A 6,461-nucleotide genomic window follows, 5' to 3' on the forward strand; every position below is an offset into this window, starting at 1 on the left:
GGCGGGACCCGGTCTTGGCATCGGCCAGGGCCGGCGGATAGCCGGTGAACACGCCGGCGGCGTAGCCGCCGAGCCGGACGAGGAGCACGCCAACGGTGCGTGGTCGCCGCGCGTGCGCGGCAACCACCTCGGCTGCGAGACGCGCCTCATCGGCGTCGTCGGCGCCGCTCGCCTGCTCCGCACTGTCTGCGCCCGCTTGCTCCGCGCTGTCCGCGTCGCCCGCCTCCCCCGGCTCTGCCGCGGCCCCCGGCTCTGCCGCGGCCCGCTTCTTGCTGTTATCAGCGAGAGGCGGGAAGGGCGGGTGGCACTCGGCGACCGCGCCGTCCGGTGCGGTGAAGATCACAGTCTCGCCGGTCATCGCCACCGTGAGGGACTGGTCCTCGCCGCCTGTCCCGTGCCTGCGGGCGAACGAGGCGACCCACCCGGGGAACCGCTCCGGGGCAACGTCCACCCACTTGGTACCGCCGCTCGCGCTGTTCTTCACTACGTACTGCTCTTCACTACGCACTGCCTCCCCGATTAACACCAGGCACATCAGCCATTCCCGCTGGCTTTGTTGGCGTGGTGACCACTTTGGGCACCCTTTAGACCCCTCATTCTGGTCAGGGCGTCTACAAAGCGGCGCGAAGTCAACAAAGGTAGCTGTTCGCGATATCGCTCTCGTCACACTGGTCACGCCCGTTGACTTTGCAGCCGCCGTGACCATTTTTCGTGACATGTGAGGCCTGTGGGACTTATAAGTGGTCACCTGGGCTGCAAAGTGACGGGAAGGATGCAAAGTCGGTTCCTCGGGGACGCCCCGCCACGCCACAGTGGCCACATCAGTTTGCCTTATGCATGAAATGACCATTTCTAGATCAAGTGACCGGTCACAAGTGGTGATTTCATGCATAAGGTGCCCGGGAGTGCGCAAAGACGGCCAACTAGCTGAGTGCCGAAGGTCACGGGCCTCGGGTGGATGGGGCTGGTGTGAGGCTAGATGTTGAAGCCCAGCGCGCGGAGCTGCTCGCGGCCGTCTTCGGTGATGTGCTCCGGGCCCCACGGGGGCATCCAGACCCAGTTGATCCTGAAGTCGGTCACCAGGCCGTCCAGGGCCTCTCGTGCCTGCTCCTCGATCACGTCGGTGAGCGGGCACGCGGCGCTGGTCAGCGTCATGTCGACAGTGGCTATCTTCTCTGCGTCCACGTCGACGCCGTAGACGAGCCCCAGGTCGACGACGTTGATGCCGAGCTCGGGGTCGACCACGTCGCGCAGCGCCTCGATGACGTCCTCGACCTCCTGGGACACGGTTTCCTTAGCAGTCGTTTCCTCGGCAGTCGTTTCCACGGCAGTCGTTTCCTGAGCAGTCGTTTCCTCAGCCATCGTGTTCCTCCAGTGCCCTCGCGGTCGCGTCCTTCCACGCCATCCAGGGAAGCAGCGCGCACTTGATGCGGGCCGGGTACTTCGACACGCCGGCGAACGCCACGGCGTCCTCGAGCAGGTCCTCGTCCGGCTCGCCCTGCCCCTTGGACTGCATCAGCTCGAGGAAGGCGTCGCCGATCCGCATCGCCTCAGCGACCGGCTTGCCGATCACGAGGTCGGACATCACCGAGGCGCTTGCCTGGCTGATCGAGCAGCCGAGCGCGTCGTAGGAGACGTCCTCGACCACCTGCTCGCCGCCCACGTCCTTCAGCGCGACGCGCATCGTCACCTCGTCGCCGCAGGTCGGGTTGACGTGATAGACCTCGGCATCGTGCGGCTCCCGCAGGCCCTTGTGGTGCGGGTGCCGGTAATGGTCCAGGATGATTTCCTGGTACATCGACTCAAGCTGCATAGTGTCCTCTAAAACGCCCCGTCGCGACCCGATGTTCCACTGCGGTCAGACCCCGAAGAACCGCTTCGCGTACCGTACACCCTCGGCCAGCGCGTCCACTTCCTCGTGCGTGTTGTACACGTAGAAAGTGGCCCTGGCGGACGACTGGACGCCGAGCGCCCGGTGCAGCGGCCACGCGCAGTGGTGACCGGTGCGCACCGCGATGCCCTGGTCGTCGAGGACCTGGCCGACGTCGTGCGGGTGCACTCCGTCCACCTCGAACGCCACGGCGCCGCCGCGGTCCTTCGTGGTGGTCGGCCCGAGGATGCGCACCCCCGGGATGTCCAGCAGCGCGTCGATCGCGTGCGCGGTCAGCGACTCCTCGTGCGCGGCGACGTTGTCCATGCCGAGCCGGGTCAGGTAGTCCACGGCGGCGGCGAGGCCAGCGGCCAACGGGGCCGGCGGGACGCCGGTCTCGAACCTGGCGGGCGGCGGCTGGAAGGTGGAGCCTTCCATCCGGACCACCTCGATCATGTCCCCGCCGGACAGGAACGGCGGCAGCGCTTCGAGCTGGGCGTACTTGCCGTACAGGACACCCAGCCCCAGCGGCCCGAGCATCTTGTGCCCGGAGAACACCAGGAAGTCCACGTCCAGCGCCCTGACGTCCACCGGGTGGTGCGGCACCAGCTGCGCGCCGTCGCAGAGCACCAGCGCGCCCGCCTCGTGCGCCAGCCTCGTGATGTCGGCGACCGGGGGGTTCACGCCGGTGACGTTCGACTGGCCGGTCAGCGCCACGATCTTGGTCCGGTCGGTGATCAGCGCCGGGTCCACGTCGAGCCTGCCGTCGGGCAGCACCGTGAACCAGCGCAGCGTCGCGCCGGTCCGCCCGGCGAGCTGCTGCCACGGGACGAGGTTGGCGTGGTGCTCCGACTCGGTGATGAGGATCTCGTCACCGGGCATGATCGAGCCGGTGAGCGAGTAGGCGACCAGGTTGATCGACTCGGTCGCGCTCTTGGTGAACACGACCTCGCGGTCGTCCGCGCCGATGAAGGCGGCGAGCTTACCCCGCGCGCCCTCGTAGATCTCGGTGCCTTCCTCACTGAGCAGATGCGCGCCGCGGTGCGCGGCGCCGTTGTGCAGCTCGTAGAACTCGCGCTCGGCGTCGAGGACCTGCACGGGCTTCTGCGAGGTCGCGCCCGAGTCCAGGTAGATGAGCGGCCGGTCGTTGCGGACCAGCCGGCTCAGCGCAGGGAAGTCCTTGCGGATCGCCTCCACGTCCAGCGGGGTGCTCATGCTGTGCCCCCAGCCACTGTGCCCCCAACCGCTGTGCCCCCAACTACGGGCGCCGCCGCGGTGAACCGCTCGTAGCCGTCGTCCTCCAGCACCTGGGCCAGCTCGGGGCCGCCCTCTTCGACGATCCGGCCGCCGACGAAGACGTGCACGAAGTCCGGCTGCACGTACCGCAGGATCCGCGTGTAGTGGGTGATCAGCAGCACGCCGTGGTCAGGCTGGGCGCGGAACCTGTTGATGCCCTCGGCCACGATCTTCAGCGCGTCGACGTCGAGGCCGGAGTCGGTCTCGTCCAGCACGGCGATCTTCGGGTCGAGCAGCTCCATCTGGAGGATCTCGTGGCGCTTCTTCTCGCCGCCGGAGAAGCCCTCGTTCAGCGAGCGCTCGGCGAACTTGGGGTCGATGGCGAGGTCGCTCATCGCGCCGCGCATCTCCTTCATGAACTCGCGCAGCTTCGGCGCCTCGCCGCGGGTCGCGGTCACCGCGGTGCGCAGGAAGTTCGACACCGACACGCCCGGCACCTCGACCGGGTACTGCATGGCGAGGAACAGCCCGGCCCGGGCCCGCGCGTCCACGCTCATCGCCAGCACGTCCTCGCCGTCAAGGGTGACGGAGCCAGCGGTGACGTGGTACTTCGGGTGGCCGGCGATCGCGTAGGCGAGGGTGGACTTGCCGGAGCCGTTCGGTCCCATGATGGCGTGCGTCTCGCCGTCCCTGACGGTGAGGTTGACGCCGCGCAGGATCTCCCGCAGCGTCCCGCCCGTGCTTGAGGACTGAGCCTCGGCGACGGACACGTGCAGGTCGCGGATCTCCAGGGTGGACACTATGACTCCTCTATAGCGACGAGGACGTCGTCGTCCTCGATCTTCACGGGGTAGACGGGCACCGGCTCGGTCGCGGGCATGCCGGTCGGCTTGCCGGTGCGCAGGTCGAAGCGCGACCCGTGCAGCCAGCACTCGATCGTGCAGCCGTCGACCTCGCCCTCCGACAGCGGGACCTCGGCGTGCGAGCACACGTCGCGGATCGCGAACACCTGGCCCTCGGTGCGGACGATCGCGACCGGCTCGTCCTTCAGCTCGACAGCAAGAGGCTCGCCGTCAGCAAGCTCAGAAAGAGCGCATGCCCGAACGTACGCGGCTGACTCCGGCCCGCTCACGACAGCTCTCCTTCGATGGCTTGCATGATGCGGTCTTCCAGCTCCGGCAGGCCGATCCTGGCGATCAGCTCGGCGAAGAACCCGCGGATCACCAGGCGGCGCGCCTCCTCGAACGGGATGCCGCGCGCCTGGAGGTAGAACAGGTGCTCGTCCTCGAGCCGCCCGCTGGCGCTGGCGTGCCCGGCGCCGACCACCTCGCCAGTGAGGATCTCCAGGTTCGGCACCGAATCGGCGCGCGCCCCGTCGGTGAGCACCAGGTTCCTGTTGTACTCGTAGGTGTCCGTGCCGGTGGCCTCCGGCCTGATCAGCACGTCGCCGATCCAGACCGTGTGCGCGCCGTCGCCGCGCAGCGCGCCCTTGTACCGGACGCGGCTGCGGCAGTTCGGGGTGTCGTGGTCGACGAACAGCCGGTGCTCCAGGTGCTGGCCTGCGTCGGCGAAAGTGATGCCGTACAGCTCGGCGTCGCCACCGGGGCCCGCGTAGCGGACCGTCGGCGACAGCCGGACCAGCGAGCCGCCGAGCGTGACCGCGAAGTGCGCCAGGTGCGCGTCGCGGCCGAGCGTGGCTACATGATGCGCGACCTGGACCGCGTCGTCGTCCCAGTCGGCGAGGGACACGACGGTGAGGTCGCCGCCGTCGGCGACGTTGATCTCCACGTTGTCCGCGTAGACGGCGCTGCCCCGCTGGTCGATGACCACGGTAGCCCGCCCGTACGGCTGCACGTCGATGACCAGGTGGCCTGCGGTCGCGACGCTGGCGTCGGTCCCGGTGACGGTCACGTACGTGGGCCGTGACGCCACCGCTTCCTTCGGGACCGTGATGACGGTCGCCGTGGCGGCGGCGGCGAAGGCGCGGGCGCTGATCCGGTCCGCCGGGAGGAACGAGGAGTCCGCAGACGGCCGCGGACGTTCTGACAACTCGATCTCGGGAGCGGCGTCGACGGCCACCGTCACACCCTCGGAACCGAGGACCGCGTCCTTGTGCAGGCCGCGCAGGCGGCGCAGCGGGGTGAACCGCCACTCCTCCTCGCGGCCCGTCGGCACCGGGAAGTCGTCGGGATTGACCGACCCGAACGCGTGCAGGCTGGAGACCGGGGCGGTCTCGACCGCCCCGCCGAGCGCTGACATTAGCCGACCGCTCCTTCCATCTGCAGCTCGATCAGCCGGTTGAGCTCGAGCGCGTACTCCATCGGCAGCTCGCGGGCGATCGGCTCGACGAAGCCGCGCACGATCATCGCCATCGCCTCGTCCTCGGTCATGCCCCGGCTCCTGAGGTAGAAGAGCTGGTCTTCCGAGATCTTCGAGACGGTGGCCTCGTGACCCATCTCGACGTCATCCTCGCGGACGTCGTTGTACGGGTAGGTGTCGGACCGGCTGATCGTGTCCACAAGCAGCGCGTCGCACTTCACCGTGGACTTGGAGTGCGCGGCGCCTTCCTGCACGTTGATCAGGCCGCGGTAGCTGGTGCGGCCGCCGCCGCGGGCGACGGACTTGGAGACGATCGTGGAGCTGGTGTTCGGCGCGCAGTGCACCATCTTCGCGCCCGCGTCCTGGTGCTGGCCCTCGCCGGCGAACGCCACGCTGAGCGTCTCGCCCTTGGCGTGCTCGCCCATCAGGTAGACCGCCGGGTACTTCATCGTCACCTTGGAGCCGATGTTCCCGTCGATCCACTCCATGGTGGCGCCCTGCTGCGCGACCGCGCGCTTGGTCACCAGGTTGTAGACGTTGTTGGACCAGTTCTGGATGGTGGTGTAGCGGCAGTGCGCGTTCTTCTTCACGATGATCTCGACGACCGCCGAGTGCAGCGAGTCGGAGGAGTAGATCGGCGCCGTGCAGCCCTCGACGTAGTGCACGCTGGCGCCCTCGTCGACGATGATCAGCGTCCGCTCGAACTGGCCCATGTTCTCGGTGTTAATCCGGAAGTAGGCTTGCAGCGGGATGTCCACGTGCACGCCCTTGGGCACGTAGATGAAGCTGCCGCCGGACCAGACCGCGGTGTTCAGCGCGGCGAACTTGTTGTCGCCCGGCGGGATCACCGTGGCGAAGTACTCACCGAACAGATCCGGGTGCTCGCGCAGCGCGGTATCGGTGTCCAGGAAGATGACGCCCTTTTCCTCCAGGTCCTCGCGGATCTTGTGGTAGACGACCTCGGACTCGTACTGCGCCGCGACGCCGGCGATGAGCCGCTGCTTCTCCGCCTCGGGGATGCCGAGCCTGTCGTAGG

Annotated in this window: 7 protein-coding genes and 1 pseudogene; all 8 read right to left on the reverse strand. The window is 68.2% G+C overall.

The window, feature by feature from the left end:
• Nucleotides 1–508: pseudogene (locus WA805_RS10325) on the reverse strand (hypothetical protein); the annotation flags it as partial.
• Nucleotides 509–975: 467 nt separating this feature from the next.
• On the reverse strand, nucleotides 976–1,362 hold the full coding sequence (locus WA805_RS10330) for a metal-sulfur cluster assembly factor (protein WP_425239854.1): 387 nt from the start codon (nucleotides 1,360–1,362) through the stop codon (nucleotides 976–978).
• Complete coding sequence (sufU, locus tag WA805_RS10335) at nucleotides 1,355–1,813, reverse strand: Fe-S cluster assembly sulfur transfer protein SufU (protein ID WP_422322533.1); 459 nt, start codon at nucleotides 1,811–1,813, stop codon at nucleotides 1,355–1,357. The genes WA805_RS10330 and sufU overlap by 8 nt, the downstream gene beginning before the upstream one ends.
• A 45-nt stretch (nucleotides 1,814–1,858) precedes the next feature.
• The gene (locus WA805_RS10340) at nucleotides 1,859–3,085 is read right to left on the reverse strand and encodes a SufS family cysteine desulfurase (RefSeq protein WP_422271066.1); all 1,227 of its coding nucleotides are present in this window, start codon (nucleotides 3,083–3,085) and stop codon (nucleotides 1,859–1,861) included.
• Entirely contained in the window at nucleotides 3,082–3,906 is an 825-nt protein-coding gene (sufC, locus tag WA805_RS10345; protein ID WP_425242230.1) for a Fe-S cluster assembly ATPase SufC, read from the reverse strand. The genes WA805_RS10340 and sufC overlap by 4 nt, the downstream gene beginning before the upstream one ends.
• On the reverse strand, nucleotides 3,906–4,238 hold the full coding sequence (locus WA805_RS10350) for a non-heme iron oxygenase ferredoxin subunit (RefSeq protein WP_422271062.1): 333 nt from the start codon (nucleotides 4,236–4,238) through the stop codon (nucleotides 3,906–3,908). The genes sufC and WA805_RS10350 overlap by 1 nt, the downstream gene beginning before the upstream one ends.
• Nucleotides 4,235–5,365, reverse strand: coding sequence for a Fe-S cluster assembly protein SufD (gene sufD, locus WA805_RS10355; RefSeq protein WP_422285145.1), 1,131 nt, complete (start codon nucleotides 5,363–5,365; stop codon nucleotides 4,235–4,237). Before sufD ends, WA805_RS10350 begins: the two co-directional genes overlap by 4 nt.
• A partial coding sequence (sufB, locus tag WA805_RS10360; protein ID WP_425242231.1) for a Fe-S cluster assembly protein SufB occupies nucleotides 5,365–6,461 on the reverse strand: 1,097 nt, incomplete at its 5' end. The genes sufB and sufD, both read right to left, overlap by 1 nt.

It is taken from the genome of Trebonia sp., assembly GCF_049794275.1.
GTDB lineage: Bacteria > Actinomycetota > Actinomycetes > Streptosporangiales > Streptosporangiaceae > Trebonia.